This window comes from Actinomadura rayongensis (assembly GCF_009831215.1).
GTDB classification, from domain to species: Bacteria; Actinomycetota; Actinomycetes; order Streptosporangiales; family Streptosporangiaceae; genus Spirillospora; species Spirillospora rayongensis.
On the sequence record NZ_WUTW01000004.1, the window covers coordinates 260,350 to 280,033 of the forward strand.

The 19,684-nt window shown below is 74.5% G+C and carries 15 protein-coding genes; 11 read left to right on the forward strand and 4 right to left on the reverse strand.

The window, feature by feature from the left end; all coding sequences use genetic code 11:
- Window positions 1–32 precede the first annotated feature (32 nt).
- The 5 genes from GQ466_RS20445 to GQ466_RS20465 all read left to right on the forward strand — a co-directional run bounded on the left by GQ466_RS20445 (window position 33) and on the right by GQ466_RS20465 (window position 7,450).
- Window positions 33–3,257, forward strand: a complete 3,225-nt coding sequence (locus GQ466_RS20445) for a type 2 lanthipeptide synthetase LanM (RefSeq protein ID WP_161104595.1) — start codon at window positions 33–35, stop codon at window positions 3,255–3,257.
- Window positions 3,258–3,261: 4 nt separating this feature from the next.
- Entirely contained in the window at window positions 3,262–4,149 is an 888-nt protein-coding gene (locus tag GQ466_RS20450; protein ID WP_161104596.1) for a Nif11 family protein, read from the forward strand.
- Window positions 4,146–5,999: an ATP-binding cassette domain-containing protein gene (locus GQ466_RS31820; protein WP_161104597.1), complete on the forward strand. Its 1,854-nt coding sequence runs from the start codon at window positions 4,146–4,148 to the stop codon at window positions 5,997–5,999. Before GQ466_RS20450 ends, GQ466_RS31820 begins: the two co-directional genes overlap by 4 nt.
- Before the next feature lie 270 nt (window positions 6,000–6,269).
- On the forward strand, window positions 6,270–7,103 hold the full coding sequence (locus GQ466_RS20460; protein ID WP_237418185.1) for a phosphotransferase family protein: 834 nt from the start codon (window positions 6,270–6,272) through the stop codon (window positions 7,101–7,103).
- An 83-nt stretch (window positions 7,104–7,186) separates the two neighbouring features.
- Window positions 7,187–7,450, forward strand: coding sequence for a TFIIB-type zinc ribbon-containing protein (locus GQ466_RS20465; RefSeq protein WP_103565565.1), 264 nt, complete (start codon window positions 7,187–7,189; stop codon window positions 7,448–7,450).
- A 50-nt stretch (window positions 7,451–7,500) separates the two neighbouring features.
- Here GQ466_RS20465 and GQ466_RS20470 read toward each other — a convergent pair whose 3' ends face one another.
- From GQ466_RS20470 to GQ466_RS20480, 3 genes are read right to left on the reverse strand one after another with little or no spacing between them, the layout of a single operon-like run.
- Window positions 7,501–10,041 carry a polynucleotide kinase-phosphatase gene (locus GQ466_RS20470; RefSeq protein ID WP_161104599.1) on the reverse strand — a complete coding sequence of 847 codons (2,541 nt, stop codon included), beginning with the start codon at window positions 10,039–10,041 and terminating at the stop codon, window positions 7,501–7,503.
- Window positions 10,038–11,411 (reverse strand): 3' terminal RNA ribose 2'-O-methyltransferase Hen1, encoded by a 1,374-nt coding sequence (locus tag GQ466_RS20475; RefSeq protein ID WP_161104600.1) that lies wholly within the window; start codon window positions 11,409–11,411, stop codon window positions 10,038–10,040. Before GQ466_RS20475 ends, GQ466_RS20470 begins: the two co-directional genes overlap by 4 nt.
- Before the next feature lie 46 nt (window positions 11,412–11,457).
- On the reverse strand, window positions 11,458–12,609 hold the full coding sequence (locus GQ466_RS20480) for a DUF3152 domain-containing protein (RefSeq protein WP_161104601.1): 1,152 nt from the start codon (window positions 12,607–12,609) through the stop codon (window positions 11,458–11,460).
- Between the two features lie 107 nt (window positions 12,610–12,716).
- Here GQ466_RS20480 and GQ466_RS20485 point away from each other — a divergent pair, with 107 nt between their 5' ends.
- Window positions 12,717–13,553, forward strand: coding sequence for a TIGR02452 family protein (locus GQ466_RS20485; protein WP_161104602.1), 837 nt, complete (start codon window positions 12,717–12,719; stop codon window positions 13,551–13,553).
- Here the strand turns inward: GQ466_RS20485 and GQ466_RS20490 are convergent.
- On the reverse strand, window positions 13,541–14,263 hold the full coding sequence (locus tag GQ466_RS20490) for a TetR/AcrR family transcriptional regulator (RefSeq protein ID WP_161104603.1): 723 nt from the start codon (window positions 14,261–14,263) through the stop codon (window positions 13,541–13,543). The two genes, GQ466_RS20485 and GQ466_RS20490, sit on opposite strands and share 13 nt — an antisense overlap.
- A gap of 187 nt (window positions 14,264–14,450) precedes the next feature.
- Between GQ466_RS20490 and GQ466_RS20495 the strand changes: the two genes are divergently transcribed.
- From GQ466_RS20495 to GQ466_RS20510, 5 genes are all read left to right on the forward strand, one after another.
- Window positions 14,451–16,187: an MFS transporter gene (locus GQ466_RS20495; RefSeq protein WP_161104604.1), complete on the forward strand. Its 1,737-nt coding sequence runs from the start codon at window positions 14,451–14,453 to the stop codon at window positions 16,185–16,187.
- A 160-nt stretch (window positions 16,188–16,347) separates the two neighbouring features.
- Window positions 16,348–17,376, forward strand: a complete 1,029-nt coding sequence (locus tag GQ466_RS20500; RefSeq protein ID WP_161104605.1) for a DUF1906 domain-containing protein — start codon at window positions 16,348–16,350, stop codon at window positions 17,374–17,376.
- A 110-nt stretch (window positions 17,377–17,486) separates the two neighbouring features.
- Window positions 17,487–17,612 (forward strand): hypothetical protein, encoded by a 126-nt coding sequence (locus GQ466_RS32435; protein WP_272918069.1) that lies wholly within the window; start codon window positions 17,487–17,489, stop codon window positions 17,610–17,612.
- A 78-nt stretch (window positions 17,613–17,690) separates the two neighbouring features.
- On the forward strand, window positions 17,691–18,404 hold the full coding sequence (locus tag GQ466_RS20505) for a CHAP domain-containing protein (protein ID WP_161104606.1): 714 nt from the start codon (window positions 17,691–17,693) through the stop codon (window positions 18,402–18,404).
- A gap of 315 nt (window positions 18,405–18,719) precedes the next feature.
- On the forward strand, window positions 18,720–19,664 hold the full coding sequence (locus tag GQ466_RS20510; RefSeq protein ID WP_161104607.1) for a hypothetical protein: 945 nt from the start codon (window positions 18,720–18,722) through the stop codon (window positions 19,662–19,664).
- The last annotated feature ends 20 nt before the right edge of the window (window positions 19,665–19,684 follow it).

The window sequence follows — 19,684 nt, forward strand, 5'->3', positions numbered from 1 at the left end:
TCCCTCCCCCGTCCTTCCGAGGAGCCGCGCGCGTGAACCCGAGCTACCCCGCGGACATCGCCGCCCGCGCCGCCACCCTGGCCGAGCGCGCGCGGATCGTCGCCGCGTTGCCCCCGCCCGCCGCGACCGGCCCGCTGGAGCCGTTCGACGCCTGGAAGATCGACCGGCTGGCCGGACGCCTCGCGCAGCGGTTCGCGAAGGAGGGCCGCCGCCAGGGCGGTCCCGCGCGGCACACCGGCGCGTCGCTGACCGACGTCCTCACCGCCTACCGGCGGCACGAACGGGCGCTCGGCGACGCCGACGGGCCGCTCGGCCGCGCCCTGGCCGACCTGCACGGCGACTGGCTGCCGACCTATCGGGGCGCATTGGACGCGTTCCAGCGGCCCTTCGACGCGGACGCCGACGGCGCGGCCGACGCGGCGGCGGGCTGGCGGGAGCCTGAGGTGTATTACGGCAGGCTCGCCATCGCGTGCGAGCCGTTCCTCGTCGAGCTGGGCCGCCGCCTCACGTCCGTCCTCGACGCGGGCGGGCTCGCCATCGCGCCGCGCGTCGTCGCGGCCTTCCAGGAGCACCTGCTCGATCGGTTCGCGCTCGCGCTGGCCTGGGCCGTGGAGGCCGACGCGAAGGTCTACTGCCGCCTGCGCGACATCGACCCCGAGACCTCGACCCGCGAGGACTACCTCGCCTACCTGGACAAGACGTTCGCCGACGCCGCGTCCTACCACCGCTTCTACCTGGAGTACCCGGTCCTCGGGCGCTGGCTCGCGCACGTCACCGACCTGCTCGCCGCGCACGGCCGCGAGCTGGCCGTGCGGCTGCGGGCGGACGCGGCGGCGATCGGGGACGCGTTCTTCGGCCGTCCGCTCGGCGCCGTCCGCGACATCGGGCTCGGCGGCTCGGACGCGCACGCGGGCGCGCGCGGCGTCGTCATGGTGGACGCCGAGCTGGACGACGGCACCCCGGCGCCGTTCGTCTACAAGCCGCGCTGCGTGCGGGGCGAGGCCGCGCTGCAGGGCCTGCTCGCGCGGCTGCGCGCCGACGGCGTGGTGGGCTTCGCCGAGCGCGCCGTGCTGCCCCGCGACGGGTACGGGTACGAGGCGCTGATCCCGTCCGGGCGCAACCGGGTGGCGACGCGCGCCGAGGCGGCCCGCGTCTACACCGAGCTGGGCGGCTACCTGGCGATCTTCTACGTGCTCGGCGGCGGCGACCTGCACTTCGAGAACGTCCTCGTCGCGGACGGGCACGCGTTCATCTGCGACTGCGAGACCGTGCTCGGCGCGCTCCCCAAAGGCCAGCCGCGCCCGGCCGGGACGCTGATGGACTCGGTGTTCAAGACGGGCCTGATCGAGTGGCCCGCCGCCCCCGACGCGGCCGAGACCGGGATGCGGCTCAGCGGCTACTCCGGCGGCGACGCCTACGAGATCCCGATGCCGATCCCGAAGGTCGACGACCGGCCGCTGTCGTTCAGCGCGTCCGTCACGCACCGGACGGGCCTGCGCGTCGAGCCGGGCGCCGCGAACCGGGTGTTCGTCGGCGACGAGCTGACCCGCGCCGAGGACTTCGTGGCCGAGATCAAGGACGGGTTCGGCCGCGTCCACCGCTGGTTCCAGGAGGACCCCGAGCGCGCGGCGGCGTGCGTCACCGACCTGTTCGACGGGACGCGCGTCCGGTTCGTCAACTGGAGCACGCAGATCTACGTGCAGTTGCTGTCGGCGGCGCGGCACCCCAAGTGCCTGATGGAGCCGCTGGAGGTGGACCTGCTGTTCAACACCGTCCGGACGTTCCCCCGCAACTGGGACCAGGACGGCGTGCTCCCCGCCTACGAGCTGGAGTCGATGTGGCGGCTGGACGTCCCGCTGTTCTGGGTGGACGCCGCCGACGACCGGCTCGTCCACGACCACCGCGCGGTGATCCCCGCGACGCTGGAGGCCGGGCCGCTGGAGCACGCCGCCGCGCGGATCCGGCGGCTGACCCCGGAGAACCGCGCCCAGCAGGACCAGTACATCGCGGCCGGGCTGTCGGGCGGCGACGTCACCAGCGGCGACTTCGCCGCCACCTGCGTGGCGCAGGCGGCGGGCCTCGGCCAGCGGCTGTGCGCGATGCTCCGCGCGCCGGACGCGCCCGCCCCGTGGATCTCCTACATCATCCGGCCGGACGGCCGCGACGAGGTCGACATCGAGGGCGACCTGTACAACGGCTCGGCGGGCATCGCCCTGTTCCTGGCGTACCTGAACGACCTGGACCCGCGGCCGGAGTTCCGCACGGCGGCGCGGCGCGCGCTCGACCACGCCCTGGCCGACGGCGACCGCGACCGCATCGGCGCGTTCCCCGGCCTCGGCGGCCTGATCTACACGCTGCTGCACCTGCACCGGCTGTGGGGCGACCGGGCGCTGCTCGACCAGGCCGTCGCGATGGCCGAGACGCTGGACGGCCGCATCGAGCGGGACCCGCACCTGGACGTCTTCCACGGCGTCGCCGGGCTCATCCCGATCCTGCTCGCGCTGGACGACGTCACCGGCGGCGACCGGGGCACCGCGCTGGCGCACCGCTGCGCGGCCCACCTGCTGCGGCACGCGCGCGACCGGGGCGACGGGCTGTCGTGGTCCAACAGCGATCCCCGGGTCGTCCTGGACGACCTCACGGGCCTGTCGCACGGCAGCGCCGGCATCGGCTGGGCGCTGATCCTGCTCGGCACCCGCACCGGCCGCGACGAGTACGTCGACGCGGGCCGCCGCGCGTTCGCCTACGAGACCCGCCACTTCGACCCCGACGCGCAGGACTGGTACGACCTGCGGACCGTCCCGGGCGGCCCGACCCGGCACGGGCGCCACTACGCCAACGCCTGGTGCAACGGCGCGTCCGGCATCGGCCTGACCCGCATCGCGAGCTGGGCGCTGCTCGGCGGCGACGACGAGCTGCTGCTCACCGAGGCCCACCAGGCGCTCACCGCGACGATGCGCAACTACCCGCGCCTCGCCAACGACTCGCTCTGCCACGGCCGCACCGGCAACGCCGAGCTGTTCCTGCGGTACGCGCTGCTGCGCGACCAGCCCGCGTTCCGGCTGGAGGCCAACGTCCAGGTGCAGAGCCAGTGGCGCGACCTGGACCAGGCGCGGCCCGGTCCCGAGGCCGGGTTCTTCCCCGGGCTGATGCTCGGCATGGCCGGGTTCGGGCTGCACTTCCTGCGGCTGGCGCGGCCCGAGCGCGTCCCGTCCGTCCTGCTCCTCGACCCGCCGCCCGCCCGAACCAAGGAGTGACACCGTGTCCGTCGAGTCCTGTACCGAGTTCCTGCGCGTGATCGGCGACGATCCGGGCCTGCGGCGCCAGTTCCGCGCGATGACCGGGGTCGCGGAGATGATCCGGCTCGGGCGCGTCCACGGGTTCGCGTTCGACGGCGGCGACCTGGCCGCGGCGGCGGCCACCGACGCCGCCGCCCGGCTCGTCCCGCCCGCGCCGCGCCGCGCGGAGCGGCCCGTGCCCGGGTTCCACCACTACGAGTTCGCGCTGGAGGAGATCCCGGGGTTCGCGCCGGTGCTGGACGAGCTGCCGCACCTGAAGATCCGGCCGGACACCGTCGACCTGGACGCGTTCGACCGCGACTTCCGCGCCGACGACCTGCGCTCGACGTCCGCCGCCCCGGCGAGCGCGGAGTTCGCGCGCTGGCGGACGGGCGCCGGCGCCCCGGCCGGCCCGAACGACGCCCGCCACTTCCACCTCGTCAACCTGGACGACCACGTCGACCACCCCGCCTACGACGGCTACCTCGCCGCGAAGAACCGCACGGTGGCGGCGCTGGAGAAGGTCTTCGGCGACGAGGTCCGCTTCTCGGGCAGCATGTGGTACCCGCCGTCGTCGTACCGGCTCTGGCACACCAACGAGTCGCAGCCGGGCTGGCGCATGTACCTGATCGACTTCGACGCGCCCTTCGACGACCCGGCCGACACGTCGTTCTTCCGCTACCAGCGGCCCGGCACGTCCGAGCTGGTCACGCTGCCGGAGCGGCCCCGCCTCGCGCGGTTCTTCCGGATCGGGCAGGAGCCGGAGCGGCTGTTCTGGCACTGCATCGTCAACCCGACCCGGCGGCACCGCTGGAGCTTCGGCTTCGTCGTCCCCGACTCCTGGACCGACGCTCTGGAGGCCCGCCGGTGAGGGTGCAGCCGGATGCTCCCCTGGCGCCGCCGGTCACAGGCTCGCCCGCGATCCGTGCGACGGGGCTGACCAAGCGGTACCCGGACGTCACCGCCGTGGACGGGCTGGACCTGTCGGTCGCGGCCGGGGAGAGCTTCGGCTTCCTCGGGCCGAACGGCGCGGGCAAGTCCACGACGATCGCGATGCTGTGCACGCTGGCCGTGCCGACCGCCGGGACGGTCGAGATCGACGGCCACGACACCCGCACCGACGCCGTGGCCGCGCGCCGCAGCATCGGGCTGATCTTCCAGGAGTCGACGCTCGACGCGGAGCTGACGGCGGCGGAGAACCTGCGCTTCCACGCCGATCTGTACGACGTCCCGGCCGCGCTGGTGCCCGGGCGGGTGGACGAGACGCTGGCGCTGGTCGGGCTCAGCGACGCCCGCGACCGGTTCGTCCGGACGTTCTCCGGCGGGATGCGGCGGCGGCTGGAGATCGCGCGGGCGCTGCTGCACCGGCCGCGGATCCTGTTCCTGGACGAGCCCACGATCGGCCTGGACCCGCAGTCGCGCGCCCAGGTCTGGCGCCACCTGCACCGGATCCGCGAGCGCGAGAGCGTCACGCTGTTCCTCACCACGCACTACCTGGACGAGGCCGAGCAGTGCGACCGCGTCGCCATCCTCGACGCGGGCCGGATCGTCGCGCAGGGCCCGCCCGCCGAGCTGAAGGCCGTCCTCGGCGCCGACCGGGTGGACCTGCGCACCGACGACGACGCGGCGGCGGCGCGGCTGCTGCGGACGCGCTTCGGGCTGACCGTGGCCGAGACGCCCGGCGGCCTGTCGTTCACCGCGACCGACAGCGCCCGGATCCTGCCCCGGCTGTTCGCCGAGCTGGACGTGCCCGTCTACGAGGCGCGCGTCACCCCGCCGACGCTGGACGACGTGTTCCTGCACCACACCGGGCACCGGATCCGCGCCGAAGGGGCGTCCGAGGGGCCGCCCGACCCGGCCGGGGACGACGCGCCGCCGCCGGTGCCCGCGCCGCGTCCGGCGCCCGAGGTCGCGTCCGGCGGGTTCCGCGCGGAGCTGCGCGCGCTGCGGATGGTGTGGCGGCGGGAGATGCTGCACTTCCTGCGGGACCGGGCGGGCACCGTGCTCTCGCTGTTCCAGCCGCTGCTGTTCCTGTTCATCCTCGGCGTCGGGCTGGCCGGGCTGATGGCGGGGCCGAGCAGCCGGTCCTACCAGGTGTTCCTGTTCTCGGGCGCGCTGGTGACGGCGTCGCAGGCGCCCGCGCTGCGCGTCGGGTCGGCGCTCCTGTGGGACCGCCGCAGCGGGTTCCTGCGGGAGATGCTGGCCGGGCCCGTCCACCGGGGCACGCTGCTGCTCGGCATCTGCCTCGGCGGGACGACCGTCGCGACGTGCCAGGCCGGGCTGCTGCTCGGCGCGGGCGCGCTGATCGGCGTGCCGCCCGATCCGGGGCTGCTGGTGCTGCTGGCGGCCGAGCTGGCGCTGACGGCGCTGGCGATGACCGTGCTCGGGGTGGTGCTGGCGATGGTCGTCCGGCCGCAGACGTACGGGACGGCGCTGACCGTCCTCATGGCCCCGCTGATGTTCCTGTCCGGCTCGGTGTTCCCGCTGTCGGCGATGCCGGGCTGGATGGAGGCGGTCGCGCTGGTCAACCCGTTCACCTACGCGGTGGACGCGATGCACCGCACGATGGCGGTCTACCTGGCCGACGCGCCCGCGTCCCTGTTCGCGCCGGTGGCCTGGGGGTCGTGGCACCCGCCGGTCGTGCTGGAGGCGCTGATGCTCGCGGGGCTCGCGGCGCTCGGCCTGGCCTGGGCCGCGCGCCGGTTCTCCCGGCTGGACTGACGCCCGACCGGACGCCCGACCGGACGCACGACCGGACGCGCGGCGGGACGCGCGGGCGGACGCGCGGGCGGACGCGCGGGCGGACGCGCGGGCGCGTCCCGCCGGCCCCCGCACGGCGGGACGCGCCCGGGTCGCACCGGGGCGGCGCGCCGCGGGGAGGAGGGCGGCGCGCGCTCGCCCGGTGTCGGATTCGACCCTAGAACGATCGTTCTGGGCGCGGCAATCCTCATGCCGACATCGGCCACGGAGCGGACGGGCCATACTGATCCGATGGACATCGCGCGGCTCGCCGCCCTCGGCCGGGACGCGGGCGGCACCGGCGAGCCGGACGTCCTCTACGACCGGCACGGGGTGCTCGTCGTCCGGGTCGGCGCGGTCGTCGTCAAGCTGCACCAGGCCGACCGGGAGGCGGGCCCGGCGCTGGCCCGGCGGCTGGACGCGGCCCGCGCGCTGCCCGGCATCGCGCTCGCGCCCCTCGGCCCGCCGCACCGCCTGGACGGACGGGCCGTGACCGTGTGGCCGTACGCCGAGCCCGTCCGTCCCGAGGCGCCGCCGTGGACCGAGGCCGGCCGGCTGCTCGCCGCGCTGCACCGCTCCCCCGTCCCGCCGGACGCGCCGCCGTGGGGCCGCCCGGGACGTGTCGCGCGCGTCGTCGGCCGCCTCGCCCCCGGCACGGAGACCGACGTGATCCGGCGGGCGTTCGCGGCGCTCCCCGCCTGGATCCGGGACGGCACCGCCCCGCCCGACGACGGGAAGGTCCTGATCCACGGCGACTGGCACCTCGGCCAGATGGTCCGCGCGGAAACGGGCTGGCTGCTCATCGACGTCGAGGACCTCGGCGTCGGCGACCCCGCGTGGGACCTCGCCCGTCCGGCGGCGCTGTACGCGGCGGGCGTCCTCGGCACCGACGCCTGGACGGCCTTCCTCGACGGCTACGGACCGTCCCCGCACACCGACCTCTGGGCCGCCCTGGACGAACCCGCGCGCGCCCTGGCGATCCAGATCGCCGCGACGTGCGTCCAATCGGCACGGGAGGAGGACCGGGACCTGGACGACGCCGAGACCGCGATGGTGGACGCCTGCGCACGGATCATCCGCGCGTGAGGACGCTTCCCGGCATGACGTGGTGCCCGGGCTCCCCTACATTTACCCTCAATCTGGGGATCTGATGGAAGGACGACACAGCGATGCACTGTCCCAAGTGCCGTGGCGTGATGCGGACCTACACGCGTAACGGCGTCCACATCGAGCAATGCGACAACTGCCGGGGGATCTTCCTGGACTACGGCGAGCTGGAGGCGCTCAGCCGGATGGAGGCGACGCACCACGCGCCGCCCCCGCCGCCCTCCGCGCCCGCGTGGGGCGCCCCGGCGGTCCACCACCATCACCACCAGGGCCACCACCGCCCGCACCACGGCGGCGGCGTCTTCCACATGCTGTTCTCGACCTGAGAACCGCGCGGCGTCCCGTCACGCGACCGTGACGGGACGCCCGGCACGCCTCACAGGCGCGGGTCGACCGGCTCGGACTCCAGCGCCAGCACCCCGAACACCGGCTGGTGCCGCCGCCACAGCGGCTCCCCGGCGACGAGCCGTTCCAGCGCCTCCACGCCGAGCGCGTGCTCGCGCGACGCGAGCGAGCGCTTGCGGCCGAGCGCGCGGCGGCGCAGGACGTCCAGGGTCCCCGGCTCGGTGTAGTCGGGGCCGTAGATGATGCGCAGGTACTCGCGGCCCCGGCACTTCAGGCCCGGCTGGACCGTCCGGCCGGACGGCGCCGGGCCGAGCGGCTTGACGACCATGCCCTCGCCGCCGCGCCCGGTCAGGTCCGTCCACCACGCGGTGGCGGCGGCCTCGGACGCGGGGTCGGCGAGGTCCACGACGACGGACGCGGTCGGCGCGAGGAGCCCCGACGCGTCCGCCGCGACGAGCCGCGCCGCGATCTCCAGGTGCCAGTCGTGCCCGCGCGCCACCGCGTGGACGGCGCCCTCCCCGGCGAGGATCTGGAACGGGGCGAGGCGGACGCCGTCCAGGCCGTCCACCGGCGCGCAGTAGCGGGCGTACGCGGCGCGGAACAGCGCGGCGTTCGCGGCGCGGCGCTCGATGTGCGCGCCGAGGCCGCCGACGTCCACGCCGCGCGCGGCGGCGCGGGCGAGCAGGTCCGCCGCGCGGGGCAGCGCGGCGCGGGCGGCGGCGCCGGTCGCGGCGTACTGGGACCGGACGAGGTCCAGCGCCTTGGCCGACCAGGGCAGCAGTTCGGCGTCCAGCACGAGCCAGCCGGTGTCCAGCTCGTCCCACAGCCCGGCCGCGCCGATCGCCGCGCGGACGCGGTCCAGGAGCCCGGCGGTGAGGTCGGGCGACCGGAAGAACGCGCGGCCGGTGCGGGTGTAGACGGCGCCGGAACTGCCGTCGTCCACGCCGAACCGCGCGGCGGCGACGGCCGCGTCGCGCGCGACCACGACGACCGCCCGCGACCCCATGTGCTTCTCCTCGCACACGACGCGCTCCAGCCCGGCGGAGCGGTAGGCGGCCAGCGCCTCGGCCGGGTGCTCCAGGCGGCCGGGCAGCTCGGACGTCGCGGCGGGCGCCATCGTCGGCGGCAGGTAGACGAGCCAGCGCGGGTCGATCGTGAAGCGGCTCATCACCTCCAGCGCGGCGAGCGCGTTCTCCTCCCGGACGGCGACGCGGCCGAGCAGCCGGGTCTCGACGCCGCCCGCGTCCAGCACGTCCCCGATCTTGAGCAGCCCGGTCGCGCGCGCCGGCCCCTCGGTGAGCGGACGGACCGGCGCGTACCAGACCTCCCGGGCGGGCCGGGAGACCAGCTCGCGCTCGGGGTAGCGCAGCGCGGTGAGCCGCCCGCCGAACACGGCGCCGGTGTCCAGGCAGATCGTGTTGTTGACCCACTCGGCGTCCGGTACGGGCGTGTGGCCGTAGACGACCGTCGCGGCGCCCCGGTAGTCCAGCGCCCACGGGTACCGGACGGGCAGCCCGTACTCGTCGGTCTCGCCGGTCGTCTCGCCGTAGAGCGCGAACGAGCGCACCCGTCCGGACGCGCGGCCGTGGTAGGCCTCCTTGAGGCCCGCGTGCGCGACGACGAGGCGTCCGCCGTCCAGGACGTAGTGGCTGATCAGCCCGTCCATGAACGCGAGCGTGGCGGCCCGGAACTCCTCGGTCTCGGCGGCGAGCTGCTCCAGCGACTCGGCGAGCCCGTGCGCGACCCGCACCTTGCGGCCCTTCAGCGCGCGCACGAGCTTGGCCTCGTGGTTGCCGGTGACGCACAGCGCCGTCCCGGCGGCGGCCATGCCCATGACGAGCCGCAGCACGCCGGGCGTGTCGGGGCCGCGGTCGACGAGGTCGCCGACGAACACGGCGGTGCGGCCCTCCGGGTGCCGCGCGCCGCACGGACGGCCGGCCGCGTCGTGCTCCACCGCGTAGCCGAGGTCGCCGAGCAGGTCGACCAGCTCGGCGCGGCAGCCGTGGACGTCGCCGACGACGTCGAACGGCCCGGTCAGCTCGCGCCGGTCGTTCCACGGCCGCTCGGGGACGAGCACCGCCGCGTCGATCTCGTCCACGCCGGTCAGGACGTGGACGCGCTTGAACTCGCGGTGCAGCGACTTCAGGCCGCGCCGCAGCTCACGGCGCTGCCGGGGCACGACGTGCGGCGCCAGGTCCCGGTCGGGACGGGCCGCGTTGCGCTCCACGGCGACGTGCTCGGGGACGTCCAGCACGATCGCGCACGCCAGCGCGTCCTGGTCGCGGGCGACGGCGAGCAGCGACTCGCGCGACCGCGGCTGGACGTTGGTGGCGTCCACGACGGTGAGCAGCCCGCGCCGCAGCCGCGTCCGGACGATGTGGTGCAGCAGCTCGAACGCGTCGCCGGTCGCGGCCTGGTCGCTCTCGTCGTCGCTCACGGCCGCGCGGCAGAAGTCGGACGAAACGACCTGCGTCGGCCGGAAGTGCCGCCGGGCGAAGTGGGACTTGCCCGACCCGGACACGCCGACCAGCACGACGAGCCCGGTCGCGGGGATCTTCAGTTCCCTGGTCATCGGGTGAAAACTCCCATCTGGGTCGGGGCGCCGACCTCGGGGTCGTGGTCGCCGACGCCCACGAACCGGACGCGGTAGCCGTGCTCGGCGGCGACGCGCTCGCTCCACGCGGCGAACTCGGCGCGCGTCCACTCGAAGCGGTGGTCGGGGTGGCGGAGCGCGCCGGGCGCCAGGCCCGCGTACCGGACGTTGTGCTCGGCGTTCGGCGTCGTCACGATCACGACGCGGGGCCGCGCGTCGCCGAACACCACCTGCTCGACCGCGCCGAGCCGGGGCGGGTCGATGTGCTCGACGACCTCCATGAGCACGGCGGCGTCGTAGCCGTGGAACCGCGCGTCGGCGTAGGTCAGCGCGCCCTGGAACACGCCGCGGAACCGGTCGGCGCGGTGCTTGGCGGCGCGCCGGCGGGCGATCTCGACGGCGCGCCAGGACACGTCCGCGCCGCCGACGCCGGTGAACGCGGCGTCGGCGAGCAGGCGGGCGAGCAGCCGGCCCTGGCCGCAGCCGAGGTCGAGGACGGTCGTCGCCTCCTCGCGGCGCAGCTCGTCCAGGACGGCCCGGATCCGGTGCTCGGCCAGCGTCGTCGGCGTCTCGTCCTCGGGCGCGGCGGGGTCCAGGGCCTCGTCGGGCGCGTCGTCGGCGTCGGCGAGGCGGCCGAGCGCGGCCCGGACGAGCGTCCGGCGGTTCGCCAGGTAGCGGCGGACGATCGCCGCGCGCTCGGGGTGCGCGGCGAGCCAGCCGTCGCCCGCGCGGATCAGCTTGTCGACCTCGTCGGGCGCGAGCCAGTAGTGCTTGGCCTCGTCCAGCACCGGCAGCAGGACGTAGAGCTGGTTGAGCGCGTCGGCGAGCCGGACGGTCCCGGTCAGCGTCAGCGTCACGTACCGGGAGTCGCCCCACTCGGGGAACTCGGGGTCCAGCGGGACGGGCTCGGCGGCGACCGTCCAGCCGAGCGGCGCGAACAGGCGCTCGGCGCGGGCGGGCCCGCCCCGGCACGGCAGCGCGGGCAGCGCGATCTCCAGCGGGAGCGGCGCGGCGGCCAGGTCCGGCCGGGCGTCGCAGCGTCCGCGCATCGCGGTCCGGTACACGCCCGCCAGCGCGGACGCCAGCAGCGACGACGCCGCGTAGGGCCGGTCGTTGACGTACTGGCCGAGGGAGAAGTCGGGGACGTTCCCGCCGCGCGTCCGGACGAGCCGCACCGGGTCCACGTCGAGCAGCAGCGCGGCGGTGCAGCGCCCGGCGTCGGCCTCGGGGTAGAAGACGTGGGCGGTGCCGTACGCCTGCTCGAACCGCTGGGCCTTGTCCGGATGCTTGTGCAGGAGGAAGCCGAGGTCGGTGGCGGGCGCGGCGGTCGTGGTGATCGTGAGCAGCACGCCGGTCAGTGTGACGGAACCGGCCGCCCGTCTTCACCCGGTTTGTTTACGGTTGTTCGGGGCCCGCGACGAAGCGTCCGTGCGCGTCGTACGGCCAGGCGTTGGCGCGGCAGCCGTTCAGCCCGGCGATCTGGTCCTGCATGACGGGCGCGGGCCGGCCGTCGCCCCCGCACGTCCGGTGCCCGGCGCCGAAGTGGTGGCCCAGCTCGTGGTTGAGCAGGAAGGCCCGGTAGTTCTCGGCCGACGACCGGAACGGCGCGGACGGCGCCAGCCAGCGGCCGAGGTTGACGACGACCTGACGGCCCGCCGCGCAGTTCACCGAGGCGTCGGCCGTCAGCCCGTAGGCGCGGCAGATCCGCTCGGCGGTCGGCGCGGACGCGAGGCGGACGGCGAAGTCCACCTTGCCCGTCGCCACCCGGCGGAACGAGCGCTTGCCGCTCGCCGTCCAGCCGCGCGCGTCGGCGAGCACGCGGTCCACTTCGCGGGCGAACAGGGCCGGGCTGAGGCCGAGGCCGCCCTCCACCTCGACCCGGTACCGGACGAGCCTGCCGTGCCCGAACGTCGGCGGCGGCACGGCGGCCGGGGCGCGCAGGAACGTGCCGGTGCCGCGCTCGGAGTGCGCGACCGGCGCGTCCGGCGGCGCGGTGTCGGCGAACCCGGACGGGCCGCCGGACGCGGCGGGCGAGGCGACCGAGCCGGGCGGGGCCGCGCGGACCGTCCCGGCGCCCTCGAACGGGACGTCGCTCGGCGGGCCGCTCGACATGACCCCCCACGCGACGAACGCGCCGATGCCGGTGGCGGTGACGGCGGTCAGGGAGCCGATGCCGAGGACGAGGTTGCGGATGCGGCTGCGCCGGGCCACGCCGAACGCGCGGTCCAGGTCGCCGCCGATGCCGAGGACGCCGTCGACCGCGAACGAGTCGGTGGTCCCGGAACGGTCCGGATCGAGCAGGGCGTCCAGCTCGGGGTCGCCGTCCGGCGGCTCCTGTCCGTAGGGCGGCTGACCGGGCGGCTCCTGGTCGAACGGCGGCGTTTCATAGGGCGACGGATCGAACGGAGCCGCTTGGTACGGTGCCGCGTCGTGCGGGGCCTGCTCGCGGGGGGCGAGCGGCTCCGGCGGGGGTGCGCCGCGGCGGTGCGATCGAGCGCGCCGCCGCCCGGGGCGAGGAGCATCTGGCTGCATGGCGCAGCTCAGCATGCCAGAAACCGGGGCGTCCATTGATCAGATCCCCCAAGGCGGCACCGGACGCCCGGTGGCATAACACGTGGCCACGGTGTCCGAAAAGCAGCAGAATGAGCCGCACGATGAGCAGAAATCCGCGCCGCGCGATCGCGCAGCAGACCGTCGAGATCCTTGACCACGGCTCCTACCGCGCCCCGTCCGGGCACGTCGTGGAGCTGGCCGGGCGGGTCGCCGCCGCCGTGGCCGGGACCGTCCTGTACCGGCCGGACGAGCTGGACGCGCTGGTGCGCGTCCCGTCCGCCGCGCCCGCCCTGCCGACGCGGATCGAGGTCACCGGCGAGACGACGCTGGCCGCCGCGCGCCGCCTGACCGGCGCCGACGCGCCCCCGCTCGCGCTGAACTTCGCGTCCGCGAAGAACCCGGGCGGCGGCTTCCTGCGCGGCGCGCACGCCCAGGAGGAAGGACTCGCGCGGTCGTCGGCGCTGTACGCGTCGCTGCGCGCGGCCCCGGAGTACTACGCGTTCCACCGCGCGCAGGGCGACCTGCTCTACAGCGACCACATGATCTACTCGCCGTCCGTCCCGGTGTTCCGCGCCGACGACGGGACGCTCCTGGACGCGCCCTACGACGTCGCGTTCGTCACCTCGGCCGCGCCGAACCGGGGCGCGATCCGTGAGAAGGAACACGCGGCGCGCGTTCCGGCGGCGCTCACGACGCGCGCCGCGAAGGTGCTCGCGGTCGCGGCGGCGCACGGGCACGCGCGGCTCGTGCTCGGCGCGTGGGGCTGCGGCGTGTTCGGCAACGACCCGGCCGAGGTCGCGGCGGTGTTCGCGGCGCTGCTGCGGCCGGGCGGCGCGTTCGCCGGACGGTTCGAGCACGTCGTGTTCGCCGTCTGGGACACCGCGCCGGGCGCGCCGCGTCAGGTCGCGTTCGAGCGGGAGTTCGCTCAGGGGACGTAGGACGCGAGGCCGCGGATGAAGATGTCCAGGCCGAACAGGAAGCGCTCGTCGCCGTCGCCCTCGGTCAGCTCGTCCACCATCGCGACGATGTTGGGGTAGCGGGCGGGCGGCAGCGCGTGGAAGTAGTCCCGGATCGGGCCGATCTTGTCCTCGTACATCCGCTGGCCGTCCTCGGGGCCGAACGCCTTCGCGGTGTAGATCGTCCCCTCGATGACGTCGGCGTCGATGTACATCGCGAGCGTGTCGAGCGCCATCGCGGCGATCTTGGGCGGGACGCCGCCCGCGAGCAGGATCGCGAGCATCCGCTCGGCGCCGAGCAGCAGGTTCGGGCCGAGCGGGATGGAGCCGAGCGAGACCCGGGCGATGTCGCGGTGCGCGGACAGGACGCGGCGCGACTCCAGCGCCGACTCCTTGATCAGCTCGCGCCAGCGCGCCGGGTCGGGCTCGGGCAGCCGGATCTCGGCCGCGACGCGGTCGAGCATGAGGTCGTACAGCTCGTCCTTGCTCCCGACGTGCGCGTAGAGCGAGGCCGGGCCGGTGCCGAGTTCCTGCGCGACGCGGCGCATCGTAACGGCGTCCAGGCCCTCGGCGTCGAGGACGCGGATGCCGGTCTCGACGATGAGGTCCACGGTCAGCGGGCGGCGCGGTTCGCGCGTCCGGCGCGGACGGCGGCCGGGCGGGGTGGGCATCGGAACCTCGACGTCGGACATGCCGGACCTCCAATGTCGCGATACATCTTGATTTTCGCGACTCGCGATATATCGTGTCCCTGGGATCGAGCCCCCGTGGCGGGGCACTCCCGATCTCGTTACGAACATCGTACTTGACACGAACACTGTTCGCGACTACGAATTACGTTCGTTGACTACGAACACCGTTCCCCCCTCGGAGGCACCGATGACCGACACCGCTTCCGGCGGACCCCCCGCGTCCGCCCTCGCCGAGACGGCCTACCGCTGGCGCTGGGTCGCCCTGCTCGTCGTCCTCGCGGGCGAGATCATGGACATGCTCGACGCGCTCGTCACCACGATCGCCTCCCCCGCGATCCGCGCCGACCTCGGCGGCACCGCCGCCACCATCCAGTGGCTCGCCGCCGGGTACACCCTCGCGATGGCCATCGGCCTCATCACCGGCGGACGCCTCGGCGACCTCTACGGCCGCAAGCAGATGTTCGTCATCGGCGCGGCCGGGTTCACCGTCGGGTCGCTGCTGTGCGGCGTCGCCGCGTCGCCCGGGATGCTGATCGGCGCGCGCGTCGTCCAGGGCTTGTTCGGCGCCGTCATGCTGCCGCAGGGCATCGGCATGATCCGCCGCATGTTCCCGCCCAAGGAGATGGGCACCGCGTTCGGCCTGTTCGGGCCGATCATGGGCCTGTCCTCGATCGGCGGCCCCGTCCTCGCGGGCTGGCTGGTGGACGCCGACCTCTTCGGCACCGGCTGGCGCATGATCTTCCTGATCAACCTGCCGCTCGGCCTCGCCGCCGTGATCGCGGGCATCCTGTTCCTGCCGTCCGGACGGTCGGAGGAGGCCACCCGGCTCGACCTGCTCGGCGCGATCCTCGCCGGCGCGGGCGCGGCGCTGCTGGTCTACCCGCTCGTGCAGGGCCGTGAGCTGGGCTGGCCCGCCTGGACGTTCGCGATGATCGCCGGCGCCGTCGCCGTGTTCGGCCTGTTCGGCTGGTACCAGGCGCGGCGGCAGCGGACGGGCGGCGACCCGCTCGTCACCCCGAGCCTGTTCCGCAAGCGCGGCTTCACCGGCGGGCTCGTCGTCGGCCTCGTGTTCTTCTCCGGCATGACCGGCTTCGCGCTGACGCTGTCGCTGTACTTCCAGCTCGGGCTCGGCTACTCGGCGCTCAAGGCCGGGCTCAGCCAGATCCCCTGGTCGGTCGGCATGATCGCCGGGTTCGTCGGCGCGCAGGCCCTGGAGCGCTTCGGCCGCCACGTGATCCACGCCGGGACGGTCGTCATGGCGGCGGGCACCGTCGGCGTCGTCGCCACCCTCCAGATCGCCGGCATCGGCATGACGCCCTGGCAGCTCGCGCCCGCGCTCATCGCCACCGGGCTCGGCATGGGGCTGCTCATGGCGCCGTTCTTCGGGATCGTCATCTCCGGCGTCGAACCGCACGAGACCGGCTCGGCGGGCGGCACGCTCACCGCGATCCAGCAGCTCGGCAGCTCGCTGGGCGCCGCCGTCCTCGGGACGATCTTCTTCGGCCTGCTCGGCAGCGGCGTCGCCACCGCCGTCGACCACGACGCGCCGTCGCTGAGGACGCGGCTCGCGGCCGTCTCGGTCGCCGCCGCCGACCAGGACCGGATCGCGTCCGCGCTGCGCGCCTGCGGGCACGACCGCGCGAGCGCCGACGACGCCGAGGCCGTCCCCGCGTCGTGCGCGCGGCTGGAGCAGACCGTCCGGACCGTCCGGTCGTCGGACCCGGCCGCCGTGCAGCGGACCGTCGGGACCGCCGGGAAGGACGCCGCCGGGCACGGGTTCTCCGACGCCATGACCGCCACGCTGTGGGTCGTGGTCGGGATGCTCGGGCTGACATTCGTCGCGGCCTTCCTGCTGCCGATGCGCGCCCGGCCCGAGGACGAGGACGAGAACGCCGGCATCGGCGCCGTCCCCGCCTCCGTCTGACGTCCGGCCGCCGACGGCGCGTCCCGCTTTCGGGACGCGCCGTCGCCGCGTTCCGAAGGTCACCCAAATGTCGCCCCGGCGGTCTTGGTCAAACCGCTGCGATCACGGAGGGCAGCGGGTTTTAATCGGAGAGCAACGGGTTCCGGCACCGGGAGGGTACATGTCCGTATTCGGCGTGGACTACGCGTGGGGCCGGCCGGGAGTGGCGGCGCTGAAGAAGGCCGGGGTCGACTTCGTGTGCCGCTACTTCTCGCACGATTCGTCCGGCAAGAACCTCACGCGGGCCGAGGCCGAACAACTCTGCGAGGGCGGCTTCTGGCTCGTCGCCGTCTGGGAGAGCACCGCGAGCCGCGCGCTCCAGGGCCGGGACGCGGGCGCCGCCGACGCCAAGGAGGCCGAGCGGCAGGCCGCCGCCTGCGGGATGCCCGACGACCGGCCGATCTACTTCGCCGTGGACTTCGACGCCTCGTCCGGCCAGCAGAAGAAGATCAACGCCTATCTGGACGGCGCGGCGAGCGTCCTCGGCACCGACCGCGTCGGGATCTACGCGGGCTACGGCCCGGTCAAACGGGCGTTCGACGCGGGCAAGATCGCCTACGGCTGGCAGACCTACGCCTGGTCCGGCGGCAAGTGGGACGGCCGCGCCCAGATCCAGCAGTACTCCAACGATCACGTGATCAACGGCGTCGGGCTCGACTACGACCGCGCCGTGAAGGCCGACTACGGGCAGTGGCGCATCGGCGTCTCACCCGGAAAGGACGACATGCCCGACTATGTCTCGGTCGGCGCCACCGCCGCCCAGCAGCTCAAGCCCGGCGAATGGACGACCGTCGCCTTCGACAAGGACTACTCCGACGCCGAGCACCAGCACTCCGACGAGGGCGGCCCGAGCGTCCTGTGGGGCCCCGCGCGCTACGCGCTGACCGCGAGCGTGACGCTGGACGGCGTCCCGCAGGGCACCCGGGTCCAGGCGCGGGCCATCGAGGTCAAGGCCGACGACACGTCCAAGTTCACGGTCGCCGCCACGCAGGACTTCGTCTCGGCGGGCGAGGACACGGCGCTGGTGTTCGCCATGTCCGCCGACACCGTGGACGACGGCTACCGCGTCCGCTTCCAGGTGAAGCAGTTCGGCAAGGACGCGGCGAAGCTCTCCTCCGCCGGCGCGAAGGTCCTCTTCTGGCGCCTGTGACCGCGCCGGTCATGTGCGGGCCGGTCAATTGAGGGCGGCGGGGACGCCGCCGAAACTGGTCCCCAGTGGGCCGGCCGACCGTGCGCCGGCCCGGCACGGAAGGGGATCCGATGACCGACGCACCACCCGACGAGGCCGTCCTGACGGCCCGTGTGGACCGCAACCCGGACGCGCACCGGGCGACCGAGCCGGACGAGGACGCCGTCCTCGCCGCCCTGTACGGCCCGGGAGCCTGACATGCGCCGACGCCACGACGACCCGCGCGGAAGCGGCCGGCTAACCCGGCCGCTTCCGCGCTTCACGGGGGCGGCGCGATGACGGCCGCCGCCCTGCTGGCCGAGGCACGGCGCTGGCTCGGCACCCGCGGCCGGCCGAACGCCCTGACGCGCGCCTACGCGTCCCGCAACGGCGCGGACTACCTGGCGACGGCCTGGTGCGACATCGCCGTCACCGAGTGGGCGCGGCGCTCGGGCGACGCCGCCGCCGTCCTGCCCGCCGGGGACCGCGCCTACACGGTGTGGCACGCCCGCGATTTTCAGCGCGCGGGCCGCTGGCACGCCGGGACGACCGCGAACGTCGACGCGGCGCGCCCCGGCGACATCGTGTTCTTCGACTGGGGCGCCTCGGACTCCCTCGACGCGATCGACCACGTCGGCGTCGTGGAGCGGGTGCTCGGCGGCGGACGGGTGCAGACCATCGAGGGCAACACGGCCGACGCCGTGCTGCGCCGCGTGCGGTCCGCGTCCGTCATCGCCGGTTACGGACGTCCCGCCTACCCGACCGCCTCCCCCTGGATGGTGAAGACCGTGAAGGACCTGCCGCTGCTGAAGAAGGGCGCGACCGGCGAGCACGTGCAGACGCTGCGCGGCCTGCTGCTCGCCCGCTCCCACCCCGAGATCAGGTCCGTGGAGGGCCCGTTCGACGAGACCGTCCGCAGGGCCGTCGTCGCCGTCCAGAAGTGGGGCGGGGTCGCGGCCGACGGCGAGGTCGGCCCGCAGACCTGGCCGGTCCTGCTCCGCGTGCGGTAGCCCGCCGCGCAGGCCGTCCGGCCCCCGCCGTGCGCCCCCGGGCGCGCGCCGTCCGGCGTCGCGTTCTCCCGGGGTGACCAGTGGACGGGCGGCCGGGCGGCGGTCGGCGACCGTCGGGCCGAAGATCGCAAACCGTCCCGCACTCTACGACACCGAGCGTCACTCAGCGCGACGATCATTCGGCAAAAGAACCGGCGTGTCCGCACACGGCGAGCCGTGGGTGGCGTTTCCTGTTCCGGTCCGCCACGTCCGCGAATCGCTCACCCGGAGCACGCCATGCGCCCGTTCAGCGCACCTACGACGGTCATTTCCGCCATGACCATTCTCGTCGTGTCCCTCGCGGTCCCGGCGCACGCCCGGGCGACGCCGCTGCCGCTCGGCAAGGCCAATTACGCGATGGCCGTGGGCTCGCTCGAAGCGGACTCGACGCAGAACTGGGTGCGCCTGGCGCAGTACACGTTCAGCGGCGACGGCAGGGTCGTCCAGCAGTACTGGCAGTGGTCGCAGCGCGTCCACGTGCCCCGGAGCAGCACGGGGATCACCGCGCAGGACTGCGCCGGACGCGACTGCACCGTCCTCACGGCCGCCGGATGGGAGACCGCCGACGCGTCACAGACGTTGCGCGGGACGTTCACCACGAAGGACGACACCCTGACCATCAACTGGAGCAATGACCACGAGGAATCCTGGAAACTGAGCGCCGCGTCCGCGGGAAAGCTGGTGGGCGCCGAACTGACGGACAACGATTTCGACGCCACCCACGGTTTCGGCAACGGCAGCAACGCGAGCTGGACGATCCGCACCCCGGCGGCCACGGTGAAAGCCGCCGACTGGACGACGATGAAACACCGCTACGCCCTCTGGAAGACGACCTACGATCCCGACCTCGGTTATGAGGGCTACATCGACCAGGGCGACGGCGAACCCTTCTGGGCCAGGGAATGGCACATCTGCACCGACAAGCGCTGTCTGGGCGCCAAGACCAGCGCGAGCGACACCATTCACACCGCCTACTACATCGCCCCGGCCAACGCCGCGCCCGCCCACCGCCGCGACACCCTCTGGCACTGGCACACCGAGCTGGCCGACGCCCGCGGCGAAACCTGCTACTCCGGGAACTCGCACGTCAAGCCGATGATCCAGGTCCTCGACGACGACGGCCGCTTCCATGGCTGGGTCGGCGTCGAGGCCTCCCTCAACCAGACCACGCAGGCGGGCCCCGACGACGACGACATCGGCGTCTTCCGCATTCTCGGCTGACCGCCGTGAATTCCGGTGGC

Bases quoted from the DNA above. Each gene is read 5' to 3' on its own strand.
- GQ466_RS20460 (WP_237418185.1), top strand. From the start codon at position 6,270: ATGGACATCGCGCGGCTCGCCGCCCTCGGCCGGGACGCGGGCGGCACC.
- GQ466_RS20465 (WP_103565565.1), top strand. From the start codon at position 7,187: ATGCACTGTCCCAAGTGCCGTGGCGTGATGCGGACCTACACGCGTAAC.
- GQ466_RS20470 (WP_161104599.1), bottom strand. From the start codon at position 10,041: ATGACCAGGGAACTGAAGATCCCCGCGACCGGGCTCGTCGTGCTGGTC.
- GQ466_RS20480 (WP_161104601.1), bottom strand. From the start codon at position 12,609: ATGCTGAGCTGCGCCATGCAGCCAGATGCTCCTCGCCCCGGGCGGCGG.
- GQ466_RS20485 (WP_161104602.1), top strand. From the start codon at position 12,717: ATGAGCAGAAATCCGCGCCGCGCGATCGCGCAGCAGACCGTCGAGATC.
- GQ466_RS20490 (WP_161104603.1), bottom strand. From the start codon at position 14,263: ATGTCCGACGTCGAGGTTCCGATGCCCACCCCGCCCGGCCGCCGTCCG.
- GQ466_RS20495 (WP_161104604.1), top strand. From the start codon at position 14,451: ATGACCGACACCGCTTCCGGCGGACCCCCCGCGTCCGCCCTCGCCGAG.
- GQ466_RS20500 (WP_161104605.1), top strand. From the start codon at position 16,348: ATGTCCGTATTCGGCGTGGACTACGCGTGGGGCCGGCCGGGAGTGGCG.
- GQ466_RS32435 (WP_272918069.1), top strand. From the start codon at position 17,487: ATGACCGACGCACCACCCGACGAGGCCGTCCTGACGGCCCGTGTGGAC.
- GQ466_RS20505 (WP_161104606.1), top strand. From the start codon at position 17,691: ATGACGGCCGCCGCCCTGCTGGCCGAGGCACGGCGCTGGCTCGGCACC.
- GQ466_RS20510 (WP_161104607.1), top strand. From the start codon at position 18,720: ATGACCATTCTCGTCGTGTCCCTCGCGGTCCCGGCGCACGCCCGGGCG.